The organism is Streptomyces sp. XM4193, from assembly GCF_023072595.1.
Lineage (GTDB): Bacteria > Actinomycetota > Actinomycetes > Streptomycetales > Streptomycetaceae > Streptomyces.
On record NZ_JALLGK010000003.1, the window covers coordinates 1 to 17,785 of the forward strand.

The 17,785-nt window shown below is 71.0% G+C and carries 15 protein-coding genes; 11 read left to right on the plus strand and 4 right to left on the minus strand.

The window, feature by feature from the left end; genetic code table 11:
* Positions 1-147: 147 nt before the first annotated feature.
* From MTQ01_RS11205 to MTQ01_RS11225, 5 genes are all read left to right on the plus strand, one after another.
* Positions 148-1,320, plus strand: coding sequence for an acetoin utilization protein AcuC (locus MTQ01_RS11205; RefSeq protein WP_247489253.1), 1,173 nt, complete (start codon positions 148-150; stop codon positions 1,318-1,320).
* 738 nt (positions 1,321-2,058) lie between these two features.
* Positions 2,059-2,268 (plus strand): helix-turn-helix domain-containing protein, encoded by a 210-nt coding sequence (locus tag MTQ01_RS11210; RefSeq protein WP_155540548.1) that lies wholly within the window; start codon positions 2,059-2,061, stop codon positions 2,266-2,268.
* A 121-nt stretch (positions 2,269-2,389) separates the two neighbouring features.
* Positions 2,390-2,488, plus strand: coding sequence for a 30S ribosomal protein bS22 (locus MTQ01_RS11215; RefSeq protein WP_003948845.1), 99 nt, complete (start codon positions 2,390-2,392; stop codon positions 2,486-2,488).
* A 299-nt stretch (positions 2,489-2,787) separates the two neighbouring features.
* Entirely contained in the window at positions 2,788-3,822 is a 1,035-nt protein-coding gene (locus tag MTQ01_RS11220; RefSeq protein ID WP_247489255.1) for an NAD-dependent epimerase/dehydratase family protein, read from the plus strand.
* A complete protein-coding gene (locus MTQ01_RS11225; protein WP_247489257.1) occupies positions 3,815-4,915 on the plus strand; it encodes a lysophospholipid acyltransferase family protein in 1,101 nt (366 codons plus the stop codon). The genes MTQ01_RS11220 and MTQ01_RS11225 overlap by 8 nt, the downstream gene beginning before the upstream one ends.
* 189 nt (positions 4,916-5,104) lie before the next feature.
* Here MTQ01_RS11225 and MTQ01_RS11230 read toward each other — a convergent pair whose 3' ends face one another.
* The 3 genes from MTQ01_RS11230 to MTQ01_RS11240 form a co-directional block, all read right to left on the minus strand.
* Complete coding sequence (locus MTQ01_RS11230) at positions 5,105-6,352, minus strand: DUF5667 domain-containing protein (RefSeq protein WP_247489258.1); 1,248 nt, start codon at positions 6,350-6,352, stop codon at positions 5,105-5,107.
* Between the two features lie 509 nt (positions 6,353-6,861).
* On the minus strand, positions 6,862-7,713 hold the full coding sequence (locus MTQ01_RS11235) for an ECF subfamily RNA polymerase sigma factor, BldN family (RefSeq protein WP_247489260.1): 852 nt from the start codon (positions 7,711-7,713) through the stop codon (positions 6,862-6,864).
* A gap of 502 nt (positions 7,714-8,215) precedes the next feature.
* Entirely contained in the window at positions 8,216-9,238 is a 1,023-nt protein-coding gene (locus MTQ01_RS11240) for an HAD family phosphatase (protein WP_247489262.1), read from the minus strand.
* Positions 9,239-9,317: 79 nt separating this feature from the next.
* On the opposite strand from MTQ01_RS11240, the gene MTQ01_RS11245 reads away from it, so the two are divergent.
* From MTQ01_RS11245 to hemB, 6 genes are all read left to right on the plus strand, one after another.
* A complete protein-coding gene (locus tag MTQ01_RS11245; protein ID WP_247489264.1) occupies positions 9,318-9,554 on the plus strand; it encodes a glutaredoxin family protein in 237 nt (78 codons plus the stop codon).
* A gap of 256 nt (positions 9,555-9,810) precedes the next feature.
* A complete protein-coding gene (locus MTQ01_RS11250) occupies positions 9,811-10,671 on the plus strand; it encodes a redox-sensing transcriptional repressor Rex (protein ID WP_247489266.1) in 861 nt (286 codons plus the stop codon).
* On the plus strand, positions 10,668-12,077 hold the full coding sequence (locus tag MTQ01_RS11255; protein WP_247489268.1) for a glutamyl-tRNA reductase: 1,410 nt from the start codon (positions 10,668-10,670) through the stop codon (positions 12,075-12,077). The genes MTQ01_RS11250 and MTQ01_RS11255 overlap by 4 nt, the downstream gene beginning before the upstream one ends.
* A 67-nt stretch (positions 12,078-12,144) precedes the next feature.
* Positions 12,145-13,101, plus strand: coding sequence for a hydroxymethylbilane synthase (gene hemC, locus MTQ01_RS11260; RefSeq protein WP_282613575.1), 957 nt, complete (start codon positions 12,145-12,147; stop codon positions 13,099-13,101).
* Positions 13,098-14,801, plus strand: coding sequence for a uroporphyrinogen-III synthase (locus MTQ01_RS11265; RefSeq protein WP_247489270.1), 1,704 nt, complete (start codon positions 13,098-13,100; stop codon positions 14,799-14,801). The genes hemC and MTQ01_RS11265 overlap by 4 nt, the downstream gene beginning before the upstream one ends.
* Positions 14,798-15,787, plus strand: a complete 990-nt coding sequence (gene hemB / locus MTQ01_RS11270; RefSeq protein ID WP_247489272.1) for a porphobilinogen synthase — start codon at positions 14,798-14,800, stop codon at positions 15,785-15,787. The genes MTQ01_RS11265 and hemB overlap by 4 nt, the downstream gene beginning before the upstream one ends.
* A 124-nt stretch (positions 15,788-15,911) precedes the next feature.
* On the opposite strand, the gene argS is transcribed toward hemB, so the two are convergent.
* Positions 15,912-17,684 (minus strand): arginine--tRNA ligase, encoded by a 1,773-nt coding sequence (gene argS, locus MTQ01_RS11275; protein WP_247489274.1) that lies wholly within the window; start codon positions 17,682-17,684, stop codon positions 15,912-15,914.
* Between the last annotated feature and the right edge of the window lie 101 nt (positions 17,685-17,785).

The window sequence follows — 17,785 nt, forward strand, 5'->3', positions numbered from 1 at the left end:
GAAGCTAAGCCTGTCCGCGCCGATGGTACTGCATGCGGGAGCGTGTGGGAGAGTAGGTCACCGCCGAACAATTTTTGAAGGAAAGGGTCGTACCGGATCGCCGGTACGGCCCTTTTCTGCGTTGTCCCCGATGGATACGGTGTCGCTATGAGTGGCGGCGCGCAGGTGATGTGGGACAACGCGGTGACCGGTTACGACTTCGGCACCGGTCATCCGATGGATCCGGTCAGGCTGGCCTTGACGATGGATCTCGTCAAGGCTTTCGAGCTGGACCGCAGGGCTCCCGTGGTGGCGGCGAAGGCCGCGGGGGAGTCCACGCTTCGGCTGGTTCATCGGGAGAGCTATATCGAGGCGGTGCGAAATGCCTCGCTCGACCCCGGCCGCGCCGACGAGTCCTTCGGCCTCGGGACGACTGACGATCCGGCGTTCGCCGGTATGCACGAGGCCAGTGCGCTGATCGCCGGCCAGTCCGTGGGGGCGGCCGAGGCGGTGTGGCGGGGGACGGTGCAGCACGCGGTGAACTTCGCCGGCGGTCTGCACCACGCGATGCCCGGTTCCGCGTCCGGGTTCTGCATCTACAACGACGCCTCCCTCGCCATCGCCCGCCTGCTGGAGCTGGGTGCGGAGCGGGTGGCGTACGTGGACATCGATGTGCACCACGGGGACGGAGTGGAGTCCGCGTTCTGGAACGACCCCCGGGTGCTGACCATTTCGCTGCACGAACACCCCAGGGTGCTGTTCCCCGGTACCGGCTGGCCGGAGGAGACCGGTGGCCCGGACGCCCCGGGCTCCGCGGTCAACGTGGCGCTGCCGCCGGGGATTTCGGACGGCGGCTGGCTGCGGGCGCTGCACGCGGTGGTACCGGAGCTGCTGGAGGCGTTCGCGCCGACGGTGCTGGTGACGCAGCACGGTGCGGACACCCACATCGAGGATCCGCTCGCTCACCTCGCGGTGACGGTGGACGCGCAGCGGGAAGCCGCGATGGCGCTGCACGACTGGTCCCACGCGCACGCGCAGGGCCGCTGGGTGGCGCTGGGCGGCGGTGGTTACTCGGTGGTCGACGTGGTGCCGCGCACCTGGACCCATCTGGTCGCGGTGGCGGCGGGTGCGCCGATCGATCCGGCGACGGAGGTGCCGGAGGCGTGGAGGCAGCGGGTGTACGCGCGTACCCGGGCAACTGCCCCCAGGCGCATGACGGATGGGCGCAAGCCAGTGTGGCGGGACTGGGAGGAGACCGGGTACGACCCCGGCGACGCGCTGGACCAGGCCGTGCTGGCGACCCGTCGTGCCGTCTTCCCCTCGCACGGGCTGTTGCCCTGAGCGGTCGCGAGTCTTTCATCGGAGTGTTTGCGGCGGCCGGGCGTGCTCCCGGCTCGCGCGAGGCGGTGTTCGAGGCGTCAACTTGCGGGTGTGGGCGGGTGGTTGGGGCTCCAGCCGCCGTCCGGCCGGTCGGGAGCACCGGGCGCGGGTACGTCGGCTGCGGGAGTTCGCGTCCATGGTCTGCGGCACCCGCCCCGCTCTGAGTGTCCGTCAGATGTGCGCTCGCGGTGGGCTGTTGTGCGTACGTCGCGATGAACTCGGGCGGGTGTCAGGGGTGGTGTGGAACTGTGGAGAGGCGCACGGGCGGGGGTCATATGCGCCCCGCGCACACCAATGCGTTCACCCTTCTCCCAACAGGCGTTTCCCGCACCGCTGTTGACACGGCGGCCGGGGTGCGCGGGGCAGGTGTCACGGAGGTCGGCGGGCCGGAACCGCAGGTCAGTCGAGCGATCCACGTGGTCGGGGCGGAGCTGCCGGGGGAGTGGTGACCGGCGCTGCGGGGCGGCTGCGGAGGGGTGTTGGGCGATGTTCACGTGCTTACGCTGAGCCCTGCGGGGGCTACTGAACGCTCATGCGGTATGTACTCAAACAAACACGTCTGTCACAGTAGGGGACTGATCGCGACTCCTCTTCCCCCCTTGCATCACCCGCCCCGAATCTGGGGAGGTACGCGCATGGGAGCTGGAGACACCGGAGGGGAAGCCGGTGCCCTACATGTGCGGAAGGTTCAGGTGTGAAATGGCTGCTGGTGAGAAGCCTCTGAGCGAGGTCAACTTTCTGACGGTGGCGGAAGTCGCCGCCGTGATGCGGGTGTCCAAGATGACCGTCTACCGCTTGGTGCACAGCGGACATCTGCCGGCGATCCGGGTGGGAAGGTCCTTCCGGGTGCCGGAGAACGCGGTGCACGAGTATCTCCGTCAGTCCTACGTGGGGGTGGAAAGCGCCTGAGAAGGTCGTGATTCCGGCCCTCGGTTACGAGCATTGACTCCAGGCGGGTAGGCTGAGCCGATGTAGGTAGTGTGGGCTCGGACGCCCCGCACCGAGTGAATCGAAGTGAGCGAGGGTAGTCGTGGGCTCAGTTATCAAGAAGCGGCGCAAGCGGATGGCCAAGAAGAAGCACCGCAAGCTGCTCAAGCGCACGCGTGTGCAGCGTCGTAACAAGAAGTAGTCGCTCGGGTTCGGGCGACCGCGTCACGCGGGTCTTCTGACCACAACACGGGGCTCTCTCCTCAGCAGAGGAGGGGGCCCCGTTTGTTGTGTGCGGCGGAAGTCGGGCGGCGGAAGCCGGGGCGAGCGGGAGCCCGCCGCGTGGGCGGGCTGTGCGGAACGTGGGGAACCCGTCGCTTTGTGTCATCTGTTCCCGCGGTGCTCCCGCGGGCAACCGATACGGTGTCCAGTGGCCCGGGGCGTGTACCGCAGATGTACTCGCGCCCCGTGGGCCCCGTACACAGCGGCATGGGAGGGGCTTTGGGCAGAGTCGTACTCGTGACGGGCGCCGGACGGCAGCTGACGGCGCGCTTCATCCGCCGGGTGCAGCGGGACGGCGACATCGACCGGCTGATCGCCGTCGATGTGCAGCCGCCTGCGCACCAGTTGGGGTCGGCCGAGTTCATCGCCGCCGACATCCGCCAGCCGGCGATCGGGCGGCTGCTCGCGGAGCACCAGGTCGACACCGTCGTCCACATGGATGTGAACGGAACGCCGATCGGGCCCCGCGGCAGTCGGACGTCGGTCAAGGAGACCAACGTCATCGGCACGATGCAGCTGCTCGGGGCCTGTCAGAAGGCGCCCTCGGTGCGCAGGCTCGTCGTCAAGTCCAGCACGAACGTCTACGGTTCGGCGCCGCGCGATCCCGCGGTCTTCGTCGAGTCGACGGTCGCCAAGGCGCTGCCCAGCGGCGGCTTCGCCAAGGACGCGGTCGAGGTCGAGGGGTATGTGCGCGGCTTCGCCCGCAGACGTCCCGACGTCTCGGTCACGGTGCTGAGGTTCGCCAACATCCTCGGGCCCACCGCGGACACCCCGCTCGCGGAGTACTTCAAACTCCCGGTGCTGCCCACCGTGTTGGGCTACGACCCGCGGCTGCAGTTCGTTCACGAGGACGACGCGGTCGAGGTGCTGGCGCTCGCCGCGGGGGAGCCGAGGCGCGGTTCCTACAGCGCGGGCACCTTCAACATCGCCGGCGGCGGGGTCCTGCTGCTGTCCCAGTGCGCCCGACGGCTCGGCCGGCCGACGGCCCCGATGCTGCTGCCGGCGATCCGCTGGGCGGGCAGCGCGCTGCGTGCGGTGGGGGTCACCGACTTCTCGCCCGAGCAGATACGGCTTCTCACGCACGGCCGGGTCGTACGGACCTCGCAGATGCGCGAGATGCTGGGTTTCACACCGATGTTCACCACGGCGGAGGCGTTCGGGGACTTCGCCGCGAGCCAGCCGCCGGGGCTGCTGCCGCCGCGCACCATCGCCGGCGCCGTCGACCGCATGCAGGAGGCCGTACGCCATGGCTGACGCCAAGGTCATTCCCTTCGACGACGACCGCAGGGGCACGGGCGGCCGTGCCTCCGGACGCACGGGGCGACCGGCCGCCCGCAGACGCAGCCGCGAGCGCGGCGACGCCGGGCTCGCCCCGGTCGGGGAGGCCCCCGGCGCCGCCGAGGACCGGGACGCCCCCACCGGGCCCGAGACGGCCGAAGGCGGGCCGCTGTCGGCGGGGGCGCCCGGTTCGTCCGCCGGGCCGCCCGTGCTGGACCGTCTGCTCGGCGAGGGCTGGGACGCCCGCACCGCCCGCGGGCTCTCCTTCCTGCGCCGCAGGCTCACCGGTGAGTACGAGGTGGACGACTTCGGCTACGACGCCGAGCTCACCGACGCGGTGCTGATGTCACTGGTGCGTCCGCTGTACGAGAAGTACTTCAGGGTCGAGGTGCGCGGGGTGGAGAACATCCCGGCCGACGGCGGCGCGCTCGTGGTGGCCAACCACTCGGGCACGCTCCCGTGGGACGGGCTGATGCTCCAGGTCGCGGTGCACGACCACCACCCCGCGGAGCGCACTCTGCGGCTGCTCGCCGCCGATCTGGTCTTCATGCTGCCGGTGGTCAACGAGCTGGCCCGCAAGGCCGGTCACACCCTCGCGTGTGCGGAGGACGCCGAGCGGCTGCTCGAGCGCGGTGAGGTCGTCGGTGTGATGCCGGAGGGTTTCAAGGGCATCGGCAAGCCGTTCTCCGAGCGGTACAAGCTCCAGCGCTTCGGGCGGGGCGGGTTCGTCTCGACCGCGCTGAAGGCGGGTGCGCCGATCGTGCCGTGCTCGATCGTCGGGGCGGAGGAGATCTACCCGATGATCGGCAACTCCCGTACGCTCGCGCGGCTTCTGGGCTTTCCGTACTTCCCGATCACGCCGACGTTCCCGCTGCTGGGGCCGCTGGGAGCGATTCCGCTGCCGACGAAGTGGACGATCCAGTTCGGCGAGCCGATCCCGACGGACGGCTATCCGCAGGAGGCGGCGGACGACCCGATGCTGATGTTCAACCTGACCGACCAGGTGCGGGAGACGATCCAGCACACGCTGTACAAGCTGCTGGTGCAGCGGCGTTCGGTCTTCTTCTGAACCCGCCTCTCTCCGGGGGAGCAGCAGAAACGTCTGTGCAGGCCGTGACACGTGCTCTCCGCGAGCGTGTGCGGGGTGCAAGGCGTGTGCGGGGCGGGTGGTTCGTGGGTTTCCGACGAACGGTGGGAGCAGCACGGTGGCCCGGCATCCGGGAGGACGCCGGGCCACCGATTCGGGATGGCGGGAGGGTCAGTCGTCCCGCTCGCTCTCCAGCCCGAGCCCGGGCAGGCCGCCGGGCAGCAGCGGCGGGATGGTGATGTCCGGCGCCGAAGGACGGGAGGGCGAGTCCTCCGAACCCTTGCCTTCGCCCTTCGCGGGCGGATTGAGCAGCCCGCCCGTACCGCCGCCGAGCAGGCCCTCCTGCGAGGCGTCCGGGCTGGGGCCGGACTTGTCCGGGGCGGCGTCGTCCTCCGGGCCCCGGCTGCCGTCCTCGGCACCGCGGCCGTCCGCGTCCTCGGAGGCGGAGGGGCGTCCGTCGTCCTTCCCGGGGCCGCTGCCGTCCTCCGGCCCGGGGCTCCCGCCGGGGGTGCCCGGATCGGGCTGGCTCGGGGCCAGCTTCCGCACCGCGTAGGCGTCCCGGTTCATCGCCTCGAACACGGAACTGACCTCGTCGCTGATGTCCTGGAGCTGGACGGGCAGCCGGCTGCGCATCGAGGTCCAGGTCTCCTGGTGCGAGTCGGCAAAGGAGGAGAGCGAACGCAGCGGGCCGAGGTCGCCGTCCCTGGAGTGTGCGTCGCTGAGGAGCCGACGGCCCTCGGCGGCGTTGCTGCTCATCGCGCCGAGTGCCTTGCGGACCTCGGTCACCGAGGTGTGGTCCAGCTCGCCGGACCTGCCGCGCTCCAGCAGCCGCCTGGCTTCGTGCATACGGTTGGAGGCGTGGTCGAGGTGGACCTTGCCGCGAGCGGTGTCGTCGCCCGCCATGTCGAGCTTGAAGTCCTCCATCCCGCGCTTCAGGCCGTACAGGCGGTCGCCGGGCAGGGCGTCCGTGCTGGCCGCGGCGACTCCGCCGAAAGCGCCGGCGGCCACGCCGACGGTCAGCCCGCCGGCAGCCAGCCCTTTGCTCAGACGGGACTTGGGACGCAGCCGGCTCATCGCGCTCCGGGGCTCCGCCCGGTGGGCACCGCGGCCGGATCGGCCGCGCTGCTCGGGCACCTGGCCGCCACCGGCCAGTTCGCGCTCCATCGCGGCGATGAGCTGCGCCCGTTGGACGCTCTTCACTTCGGGGTCCAACGCGGGCTTGGGCAGTGCACCCAGCTCCTCGGCAACGGCGAGCAGCAGACTGTGCTCGCCGGTCTCCGCCCGCTCGGCCTCGGAACCTTCCGGCGGCGTCGGGTCGCTGCCCGCGGCCTCGGGCGGCTCCTCCTCCGATCGCGCGGAAGCGTCGAGGGCCTGGGCGAAGGCGTTGGCCCGCCGGTTGGTGGACACGGATGGAATCAAGGCGGCACCTCCTCTCATCAGCACGGTGGACTCCGGGCCTCAGGGGGAGGGTTCCACGGTCTGCTCAATGCCACCCGATCGAGTGAACGCGGGTGGACAGAGAGAGCCCACGGGGAGTCTGCCAACCCGACAACGAGCGGCAGCGCACTCGGGTTACGGAGTGGCGATGATGTGACCGCAACGTGACGCAGGGGTGTTGAAGCCTCACCGGGGGTGAGTGAAAGGCGCCGATTCGGGGCCGTGAACGGTGAGTTCGCGGCGCTGCGGGATGCGGCGCTGCGGAACGGTGCGCCGCGGATCGGGGCGTCGCCGGTCGGTGTCCGGGACGCCTCCGCCCCGAAGCCGCCGGTGCTCCCGACACCACCGCCGCCACCGGTGCGGCCACCGTCGGCCGTGCGAACTGCGGTGCCGTCACCGTGGTGCGCCGGCACCGCAGTGACGGGCCGGTGCCGGCGCACCGGTGACTGCCGGGTCGCGCGCGGGCGTTGTCGTCCGCGGAGGGTCTGCCGTCAGCGCGCCTCTTCCGGGAAGAGGCGCGCCAGCGTACGGACCGCGCGGTACTGGAGCGTCTTGATCGCGCCCTCGTTCTTGCCCATGATCCGCGCGGTCTCCGCGACCGAGAGGCCCTGGAGGAAGCGGAGCGTGACGCACTCCTGCTGCTGCGGGTTGAGCCGTCGCACCGCGTCCAGCAGCGCGGCGTTGGAGAGCGACTCCAGGACCGAGTCCTCCGGGCTGCGCTCGACCTCGTTCGCGTCCAGCATCTCGCCGGTGGTGACCTCCAGTCGGAAGCGACTGGACTTGAAGTGGTCGGCCACCAGATTGCGGGCGATGGTGACGAGCCAGGCGCCGAAGTCGCGGCCCTGCCAGGTGAAGGTGCCGATGCGGCGCAGCGCGCGGAGGAAGGTTTCGCTGGTCAGATCCTCGGCGGTGGCTTTGCTCCCGACCCGGTAGTAGATGTACCGGTAGACCGTGTCCGAGTAGTGGTCGTAGAGCTGGCCGAACGCTTCGGTCTCGCCGTCCTGGGCGCGTTCGACCAGGTCCATCATCCGCCGGCTGTCGCTGTCGGCGGTGGGCCTGCGGGCGTTGCCGCGGGCCTGGGGACGGGGGCGTTTTCCGGCGGTGCCGGTCGTTCTGGCCGCCTGGGCGGTCGGCGCGCTGGTGGTGCGGTCGGCGAGCGCGTACGCGGGGGGTGTTGCGGGTGCCGCTGCGAGGCCCGTAGCGGCGTGCGGTGCGGGGACTGTGTGCGCGACTGCTGGGACAGCGTTCGCGGCGGGGACGGGGACAAGTGCGCACAACCGTTGGACGAGAGTGGTGCGCAACGTAGCCAGGCCCGAGGCGTCAACCCCGACGTGTGGGTACACGGGACTCCCAGAGGCAGAGCTTCCATCATGTGCGGGTTCGACACGAGTTGCCCTGGGACGGGCGTACGGGTGCCGTATTGCGTCTGAGGAGAATAACGCTTCGTGCAGGAGCTACTACGCGTGGTTGCGGAAATCGCTGTTTTGCTTCGATCTCTTATGGAATGCTGCTCGGTTGATCACCGATCCGGTGTTTGTTTCTGACCGTTTGGTGCGGGAAAGCTGCCCGCATGCCACCGAGTTGAGCCGGATCGCCGTGCGGACGACTGGCGTGCGGCGAGGTTGGGTAAGTGGCGGTGTCGCAGGAGTGATCAGAAGTCGGCTGTCGTGCGACGCCGGTGATCGCGGCGTGGTGGAACGGGGTGCGGTGCCGCGCCGTCGGAGGGCCGGCCGTGCCGGGGTGGCAGGGCCGACCGGTGGGGCGGCAGGGCGGCGTGCGGTGGGGACGCGGGACGCCGATGTGCGGTGCGGACGCGGGGCGCGGGACGCCGATGTGCGGTGCGGGTCAGCGCCGGCGGCGCTGGAGGGCGACCGCGGCGGCTGCTCCACCCGCGACGGCGCCCACGCCGGCCGCGGCGGGGATGCCGATCTTCGCCGCCTTGCGGCCCGTTCGGTAGTCGCGCAGCCGCCAGCCGTGCTCCCGGGCGTGGTTGCGCAGCGCGCTGTCCGGGTTGATCGCGTACGGGTGGCCGACCAGCGAGAGCATCGGGATGTCGTTGGAGGAGTCGCTGTACGCGGCGCAGCGCTCCAACTCCAGGCTCTCCGCCTCGGCGAGGGCCTTGACCGCCTCCGCCTTGGCCGGACCGTGCAGCGGTTCGCCGACGAGGCGGCCGGTGTAGACGCCGTCGACCGATTCGGCGACGGTGCCGAGTGCGCCGGTCAGGCCGAGGCGACGGGCGATGATCGTCGCCGTCTCGACGGGGGCCGCGGTGACGAGCCACACTTTCTGGCCCGCGTCCAGGTGTGCCTGGGCGAGCGCGCGGGTGCCCGGCCAGATGCGGCTGGCCATGTACTCGTCGTAGATCTCCTCGCCCATCTCCATGAGTTCGGACACCCGGTGGCCTTCGACGATGGACAGCGCGCTGGCCCGTACGTCGGCGAGGTGCTCCGGGTTCTCCGAGCCCGCGATCCGGAAGTACGCCTGCTGCCAGGCGAAGCGCAGCAGTTCGCGTGTGTCGAAGAACTCACGCTTGTACAGGCCCCGGCCGAAGTGGAAGATCGAGGCGCCCTGCATCACGGTGTTGTCGAGATCGAAGAAGGCGGCGGCGCGCACGTCGCCGGTGACCGGGAACTCCGGCTCCTCCGGCGGGTCTTCGGCCGACTTCCCGGCGTCGGGCAGCGCCTCGGAGTCCGGGGCTTCGGCCTGCTTGGACCTGCGTGACCTGCGCGATCCCCGGTCTGCGTCGTCCTGCTCGGCCCGGCCCGCGCGTTCCGCCTCGCGGGCCGCCTCGGCCGCGGCCTCACCGGCCAGGACACTTCGCGGTGTTGCCAAGTGCCTACGACGCGTGAGCCATGCCAGTCCGCTCATGTGGTGAGCATAGCCATCCCGTTCCGGTGCTCCGGTGAAGCGCGGATGTCGCGGCCGCAACGGGCGCGACAATGGCGGCATGAGGACTGTGACGCTCATCGGGAAGCCTGGCTGTCATCTCTGCGACGACGCACGGGAGATCATCGCGGAGGTCTGCGCGGAGGTGGGGGCCGCGTGGGAGGAGAAGGACATCAACACCGACGAGGAGCTGTACCGCAAGTACTGGGAGCAGATCCCGGTGGTGCTGGTGGACGGCGCCCAGCACGACTTCTGGCGGGTGGACCGGGGTCGGTTGCGGCGCGCGCTGGGTGCCTGAGCGGGGCTCCGGCGACGATTGGGCGCACGGGCCCGGCTCGACTACCATCGAGTACGTTTTGCCGCTCGGGGGGCTGGTCGTAAGGAGTCTGCAGGTGCTCGCTTCCGTGTGTGTGGCACCTGTCACTTCCAAGGGGCAAACTGGACACAATCTTTGTGCACGCGTTCACAAAGGCATAGCCTGTGGGGGATGGGGCGGCCGCCGCGCACGCTGTGCACAGGGTCGCTCACCGCTTTGCGTAAACGGCAGGAGCACCGTGGCAACTGGCCGAACTCACCGACCGGCGACCCGAAGCCGAGGGATTCCCGAGGCAACTGTCGCCCGACTTCCGCTGTATCTGCGGGCCCTCACCGCGCTCTCCGAGCGCTCGGTGCCCACGGTCAGTTCGGAGGAGCTGGCGACCGCCGCCGGCGTCAACTCGGCCAAGCTGCGCAAGGACTTCTCCTACCTCGGCTCGTACGGCACCCGCGGTGTCGGCTACGACGTCGAGTACCTCGTCTACCAGATCTCGCGCGAACTTGGCCTGACCCAGGACTGGCCGGTCGTCATCGTCGGCATAGGAAATCTGGGCGCGGCGCTCGCGAACTACGGGGGGTTCGCCTCCCGCGGTTTCCGGGTCGCCTCTCTGATCGACGCCGATCCGGAGATGGCCGGCAAGGTCGTCGCGGGTATCGAGGTCCAGCACAGCGACGGGCTCGAGCAGGTCATCGAGGACAACGACGTGTCGATCGGCGTGATCGCCACGCCCGCCGCCTCCGCCCAGCCGGTGTGCGACCGTCTCGTCGCCGCGGGCATCACCTCCATCCTCAACTTCGCCCCGACGGTGCTCTCCGTGCCGGACGGGGTGGACGTGCGCAAGGTCGACCTCTCGATCGAGTTGCAGATCCTCGCCTTCCACGAGCAGCGCAAGGCGGGCGAACTCTCCGACGAGGACGCCGAGGAACTGCCGCAGGGCGCCGGGGAGGTGACCGCTTCGCCGGTCGCTCCGCCCGCGGCCTCGGTCACCAAGCGCGGCAGCGGCTCCGGCAAGTCCTCCGGCGGCGCGTCGGGCGGCGCGTCCGGCCGCAACAGCGAGCCGGGAAGTGACGGGGACGTCCCCGCCGTGATGCCGGCATGAGTCTGCTCGTCGTCGGACTGAGTCACCGCAGCGCGCCGGTCAGCGTGTTGGAGCGGGCGGCGCTCGCCCCCGCGGCCCGCGGCCCGCTGCTGGCCGATGTGCTGGGCGCCGAGCCCGCCACCGAGGCGGCGGTGCTCTCCACCTGCAACCGGATCGAGCTGTACGCGGACGTGGACAAGTTCCACGCCGGCGTCGCCGAGCTCTCCACGCTGCTCGCCCACCACAGCGGCGTCGGCCTGGAGGAGCTCACTCCCTATCTGTACGTCCACTACGAGGACCGCGCGGTCCACCACCTCTTCTCGGTGGCCTGCGGCCTGGACTCGATGGTGGTCGGCGAGGGCCAGATCCTCGGTCAGATCAAGGACTCGCTGGCGTGTGCCCAGGACCAGCACAGCGCGGGCCGACTGGTCAACGACCTCTTCCAGCAGGCGCTGCGGGTCGGCAAGCGGGCCCACAGCGAGACCGGCATCGACAAGGCCGGGCAGTCGCTGGTCACCTTCGGTCTGGAGCAGCTTGCCGAGGGCTCGGAGATCGCGGGCTGGGCGCGCGGCAGACGCGCGCTGGTCATCGGCGCGGGTTCGATGTCCTCGCTCGCCGCGGCGACCCTGGTCCGTGCCGGCGTCACCGAACTGGTGATCGCCAACAGGACGTTGGAGCGTGCCCGCCGGCTCAGCACCTCGCTCAGCGCCTACCTCCCGAACCTCCCGGACGCAGCGGGTCTGCCGGACGCCGCCCCGGACACCGGGCGGAACGCTTCGGCAGACCGGCGGCTCGACGTCGCGGCCGTCGCGATGGACGCGGTGACCGACGAGCTCGCCGGTGCGGACATCGTGGTGTCCTGCACGGGCGCCACCGGCCTGGTCCTGTCCACCGCGGACGTCGAGGCGGCCGTCTCCCGGCGCGGCGCGGACGCTCCGCCGCTCAGCCTGCTCGACCTGGCGATGCCCCGTGACGTCGACGCCGGTGTGCACCGCCTCGCGGGCGCGCGGCTGGTGGACATCGAGTCACTCGCCGACGCCGCGGCCGACGCCCCGATGTCGGCCGACGTCGACGCGGTGCGGACCCTCGTCGGCGAGGAGGTCGCCGCCTTCGGCGCGGCACAGCGGGCGGCGACGATCACGCCGACCGTGATCGCCCTGCGGGCCATGGCCTCCGAGGTGGTCAGCTCCGAAATGGCGCGGCTCGAGGGCCGGTTGCCCTCGCTCGCCGAGCGGGAGCGCGCCGAGATCACCCAGACCGTGCGGCGTGTGGTGGACAAGCTCCTCCACGCGCCGACCGTGCGCGTCAAACAGCTCGCGGGGGAGCCCGGTGGCGCGGGCTACGCGGACGCGCTGCGGGAACTGTTCGACCTTGACCCCGAGACGGTCGCTGCCGTCAGCAAGCCCACCAGGAGCGGCCGTGAGTGAGTCACCCGTCACACCTGTCCCATCCGTCGACCCGACCGCCGGCGACACCGGCTCCGGGCAGCCGCCGCTGCGGCTCGGCACCCGCCGCAGCCGGCTGGCGATGGCCCAGTCCGGGCAGGTCGCCGAGAAGATCACCGAACTGACCGGCCGTCGCGTCGAGTTGGTGGAGATCACCACGTACGGCGACGTCTCCAAGGAGCAGCTGGCGCAGATCGGCGGCACGGGGGTCTTCGTCTCCGCGCTGCGGGACGCCCTGCTCGCCGGCGAGGTCGACCTCGCCGTGCACTCGCTCAAGGACCTGCCCACCGCGCAGCCCGAGGAGTTGGTGGTCGCGGCGATGCCGCCGCGCGTCGACCCCAGGGACGCCCTGGTCGCACGCGACGGGCTGACCTTCGCCCAGCTGCCCGACGGCGCGCGGGTCGGCACGGGGTCGCCGCGCCGCATGGCGCAACTGGCGTCCTGGGCGCGGGCGCTGGGCCGGGAGACGGAAATCGTGCCGATCCGAGGGAATGTCGACACCCGTATTGGGTACGTGCGCTCCGGGGAACTCGACGCAGTCGTCCTCGCTGCCGCGGGCCTCACCCGGGTGGGCAGGATCGACGAGGCCACCGAGCTCCTCGATCCCCATGAGATCCTGCCGGCTCCCGGCCAGGGGGCACTCGCAGTCGAATGCGTCGCCTCGAGCACGCAACTCGCTGTCCAGCTCGGCAAGCTCGACGATCCGTTCACCCGGCTCGCCGTGACTGCCGAGCGAACCCTGCTCGCCCGGCTCGAAGCCGGTTGCAGCGCGCCCGTGGGTGCGCTCGCCGACTTCTGGGTCAACGAGCAGGACGTCACTGAAATGCGCCTGCGCGGCGTCGTCGGGACCACCGACGGATCCACGCAGGTGCAGCTGTCCACCACCGGTTCCGTACCGGCGTCCGCCGACGAGGCGACGGCCCAGTCCATACTGCTGGGCCGTGACCTTGCCGACGCGATGCTCGCCAAGGGTGCGGCCGGTCTGATGGGGGAGCGAGCACATTGAGCCCCACAACCGCCCACAACGCCACCGCGTCTGCCGGCACCACCGCAGGCTCGGCAGTACCGAGTGCGCAGGCCGCGCATCGGCACTTCTACGGCGCGAACGGTCACGTCACCTTCCTCGGCGCAGGGCCCGGGGACCCGGGGCTGCTGACACTGCGGGCTGTGGAAGCCCTCTCGCAGGCCGACGTGCTGGTCGCTGATCCCGAGGTCCACGACGTCGTACGGACCCATGCGCGGGCAGGCGTGGACACGCCGCTCCAGGCCGTCGCGGACGAGACATCCGCCACAGCCGGTGGTGCAGCAGATCTTGTCATGCGGGCCGCGCGCTCCGGCAAGCGGGTCGTACGAGCGGTGCTCGGGGACCCGGGGCTGGACGCGGGCGCAGGTCAGGAGATGCTCGACTGCGCCACCGAGGGCATCATCTTCGAGGTCGTGCCGGGTGTGGCCAACGTCGTGGGGGTGCCCGCCTACGCGGGTGTCCCGCTGCGGGACGCGCACGGCACCGACGTCCGTTTCATCGACTTCCGCAGCGCGGACAGCCGATGTTGGACGGAGGTCGGCGCGAGCGACGCCACCGTGGTCGTCTCCGCGACGCTGGAGACCGTCACCGCGGCTGCCGCCGAGCTGGTCACCGCGGGCCGCAAGCCGGACACCCCGTTGACGGTGACCGTCGCCGGCACCACCACCCGGCAGCGGACCTGGTCGGCGACGCTCGGCAGCATCGCGCAGACCTTCAAGCAGGCCAAGGTGCTGCCGACCGCCGACGGCGGACAGCCGGCGATAGTGGTCGTCGGCGAGCGCAGCGCCCCCGCGCAGCGCGACCGGCTGGCCTGGTTCGAGTCCAAGCCGCTGTTCGGCTGGAACGTACTGGTGCCGCGCACGAGGGAGCAGGCCGCCTCGCTCTCCGACCAGCTGCGCTCCTACGGCGCGGTGCCGGCCGAGGTGCCGACGATCGCCGTCGAACCCCCGCGCACCCCGCAGCAGATGGAGCGCGCGGTCAAGGGCCTGGTCACCGGACGGTACGAGTGGATCGCCTTCACCTCGGTGAACGCCGTGAAGGCGGTGCGCGAGAAGTTCGAGGAGTACGGGCTGGACGCGCGCGCCTTCGCCGGTATCAAGGTGGCCGCGGTCGGCGACCAGACGGCCAAGTCCCTGGTGGAGTTCGGCGTGAAGCCGGACCTGGTGCCCAGCGGTGAGCAGTCGGCCGCCGGCCTGCTCGAGGACTGGCCGCCCTACGACCCGGTCTTCGACCCGATCGACCGCGTCTTCCTGCCGCGTGCCGACATCGCCACCGAGACGCTGGTGGCGGGGTTGATCGAGCTGGGCTGGGAGGTCGACGACGTCACCGCGTACCGGACGGTGCGTGCGTCGCCGCCGCCGGCGGAGACCCGCGAGATGATCAAGAGCGGTGGCTTCGACGCGGTGCTCTTCACCTCCTCCAGCACGGTCCGCAACCTCGTCGGCATCGCGGGCAAGCCGCACAACGTGACGGTGATCGCCTGCATCGGCCCGGCGACGGCCAAGACCGCCGAGGAGCACGGGCTGCGGGTGGACGTACTCTCTCCGGAGCCGTCCGTGCACAGACTCGCCGCCGCGCTCGCCGAATTCGGCACCGCCCGAAGGACCGCGGCCATCGAGGCGGGCGACCCGGTCAAGCGGCCGAGCGAGAAGCGACCGACCCGCAGGAGGGCACGCACGTGAGTGACTACGGCAGCTATCCGGCCGCCCGACCCAGGCGGCTCCGCACCACCCCGGCGATGCGCCGGATGGTTGCCGAGCACCGGCCGCACCCGGCCGATCTGATCCTGCCCGCGTTCGTGCGCGAGGGGATCGAGGAGCCGGTTCCGGTCTCCTCGATGCCCGGCGTCGTCCAGCACACCAGGGACACGCTGCGCAAGGCGGCCGTGGAGGCCGTGGAGGCCGGCATCGGAGGGCTGATGCTCTTCGGGGTGCCGCTGACCAAGGACGCGGTCGGCTCGCAGGGCACGGACCCCGAGGGCATCCTCCAGGTCGCGCTGCGGGACGTACGGGCCGAGGTGGGCGACGAGTTGGTGCTGATGTCCGACCTCTGTCTGGACGAGTACACCGACCACGGCCACTGCGGAGTCCTCGACGAGCAGGGCCGGGTGGAAAACGACGCCACCCTGGAGCGGTACGCGGAGATGGCGCTCGTCCAGGCCGAGGCGGGCGCCCACACGCTGGGCCCCAGCGGCATGATGGACGGTCAGATCGGCTTCGTGCGGCGGGCGTTGGACGAGGCGGGCCACACGGACGTCTCGCTCTTCGCCTACACCGCCAAGTACGCCTCGGCGTTCTACGGCCCGTTCCGGGAGGCCGTCGGCTCCTCGCTGCGCGGGGACCGCAAGACGTACCAGCAGGACGCCGCCAACGCCCGTGAGTCGCTGCGGGAGTTGGCGCTCGATCTGGCCGAGGGCGCGGACATGGTGATGGTCAAGCCCGGGCTGCCGTACCTGGACGTGCTGAAGACCTTCCGCGAGCACGCGGACGTGCCGGTGGGCGTCTACCAGATCTCCGGCGAGTACGCGATGGTCGAGGCCGCGGCCGAGAAGGGCTGGATCGACCGCGAGGCGGCGATCGTCGAGACGCTCACCAGCTTCCGCCGAGCGGGCGCCGATCTGGTGCTGACGTACTGGGCGGTGGAGGCCGCGCGACTCCTGCGCCGCTGAGGCACCCACGGGCGCAGCGGAGGCGCTGGACGCAACGGGGACGGCCCCGGACGACTTCTCGTCGTCCGGGGCCGTCCGTTGTCTCTTCAGCGGCGGCTGTGCGGGGCCGGCCGCGGCCCTGTGCTCAGAGGCGCTCGGGGGTGCGGATGCCGAGCAGCTCCATGCCCTGGTGCAGCGTCCTGGCGGTCAACTCGCAGAGGAACAGGCGGTTCTCGACGGTCGCCGGGTCCTCGGCCTTGAGCACCGGGCACTGCTCGTAGAAGCTGCTGTAGAGCGTGGCCAGCCCGTACAGGTAGGCGGTGAGCCGGTGCGGCTCGTACGTCTGCGAGGCGGTCGCCAGGGTCTGGGCGAACTCGTCCAGGTGCAGGCCGAGGGCCCGCTCCGCCGGGGCGAGCGGCAGCTCGGCGTGTGCGCGGGGGCCGGCCTCGCCCGCCTTGCGCAGGATGGAGTGGATCCGGGCGCAGGCGTACTGGAGGTAGACGCTGGTGTCGCCGTTGAGCGAGACCATCCGGTCCAGGTCGAAGACGTAGTCGCGGGACATGGAGTTGGAGAGGTCCGCGTACTTGACCGCGCCGATGCCGACCTGCGCGGCCCGCTCGGCGATCTCCTCCTCGCCCAGGTCCCGGGCCTTCTCCCGCACGACGTCCTCGGCGCGCTGGACGGCCTCGTCCAGCAGATCGACCAGCCGGACGGACTCGCCGGCGCGGGTCTTGAACGGCTTGCCGTCCTCGCCGAGCACGGTGCCGAACGCCAGCTGCTTCGCGGCGCCCTCGGGCAGCCAGCCGGCCCGCTGCGCGGTCTCGAAGACCATCCGGAAGTGGAGCGCCTGCCGTACGTCGACGACGTAGAGCAGGGTGTCGGCGTGCAGGTTGCCGATCCGGTCCCGGATCGCGGCGAGGTCGGTGGCGGCGTATCCGAAGCCGCCGTTGGACTTCTGCACGATGAGCGGGGTCGGGCTGCCGTCCGGGCCCTTGACGTCGTCGAAGAAGACGCAGAGGGCGCCGTCGGAACGGACCGCGACACCGGAGGACTCCAGCTCCTTCACGACCTGCTGGAGATCGTCGTTGTAGGCGCTCTCGCCGACGACGTCCTCGTCCCGGATCTCGACGTCGAGCTGGTCGTAGACGGCCCGGAAGTAGATCTTCGACTCGTCGACGATCTTGTGCCAGAGGTCGAGGGTCTCCTTGTCGCCGGACTGGAGCGGCACGACGCGGTCCCGGGCGCGGGCCTTGAACGCCTCGTCGGAGTCGAAGAGCGCGCGGGAGGCCTTGTAGACCCTGTTCAGCCGGGCCATCGCGGCCTCGCCGGCCTCGCCCGTCCCGGCGGCGTCGGACTCGTGGTCCAACTCGTGCGGGTTCTCGATGAGGTACTGGGTCAGCATGCCGAACTGGGTGCCCCAGTCGCCGATGTGGTGCCGCCGGATCACCTTCTCGCCGGAGTGCTCCAGGATCCGCATCACGGAGTCGCCGATGACCGTCGACCGCAGATGGCCGACGTGCATCTCCTTGGCGACGTTCGGCTGCGAGTAGTCGATGACCGTGGTGCCGGGCGACGGGGCGTACGGGACGCCCAGCCGGGAGTCCTCGGCCCGGGCGGCGAGCGTGGCGACCAACGCCTCGTCGGAGACGGTGATGTTGAGGAAGCCGGGGCCCGAGACCTCGACCTGCGCGATCGGCTCGCCCGCACCGGTCGCCAGCCGCTCCACGACCTGACCGGCCAGCTCGCGCGGATTGCCCTTGAGCTTCTTGGCCAGCGCCAGCATGCCGTTGGCCTGGAAGTCGGCCCGGTCGCTCCGTCGCAGCAGCGGGTCGGCTCCGGCGGCCTCCGGCAGGGCAGCCGCGAGTGCGTCGGCGACGCGCTGGTCGACCGTGGTGGCGAGCGAGGGGACCGAAGCCATGAGTGCAGCAGCCGTTCCGTCGAAGTGGTGGATTCCGGCCAGTATCCCACGGGCCGCCCACTGGCAGGCCACTGCTTTTCCGGATGGGACACTGGGACACG

Bases quoted from the DNA above. Each gene is read 5' to 3' on its own strand.
- MTQ01_RS11225 (WP_247489257.1), top strand. From the start codon at position 3,815: ATGGCTGACGCCAAGGTCATTCCCTTCGACGACGACCGCAGGGGCACG.
- MTQ01_RS11255 (WP_247489268.1), top strand. From the start codon at position 10,668: ATGAGTCTGCTCGTCGTCGGACTGAGTCACCGCAGCGCGCCGGTCAGC.
- MTQ01_RS11210 (WP_155540548.1), top strand. From the start codon at position 2,059: ATGGCTGCTGGTGAGAAGCCTCTGAGCGAGGTCAACTTTCTGACGGTG.
- MTQ01_RS11240 (WP_247489262.1), bottom strand. From the start codon at position 9,238: ATGAGCGGACTGGCATGGCTCACGCGTCGTAGGCACTTGGCAACACCG.
- MTQ01_RS11205 (WP_247489253.1), top strand. From the start codon at position 148: ATGAGTGGCGGCGCGCAGGTGATGTGGGACAACGCGGTGACCGGTTAC.
- MTQ01_RS11245 (WP_247489264.1), top strand. From the start codon at position 9,318: ATGAGGACTGTGACGCTCATCGGGAAGCCTGGCTGTCATCTCTGCGAC.
- argS (WP_247489274.1), bottom strand. From the start codon at position 17,684: ATGGCTTCGGTCCCCTCGCTCGCCACCACGGTCGACCAGCGCGTCGCC.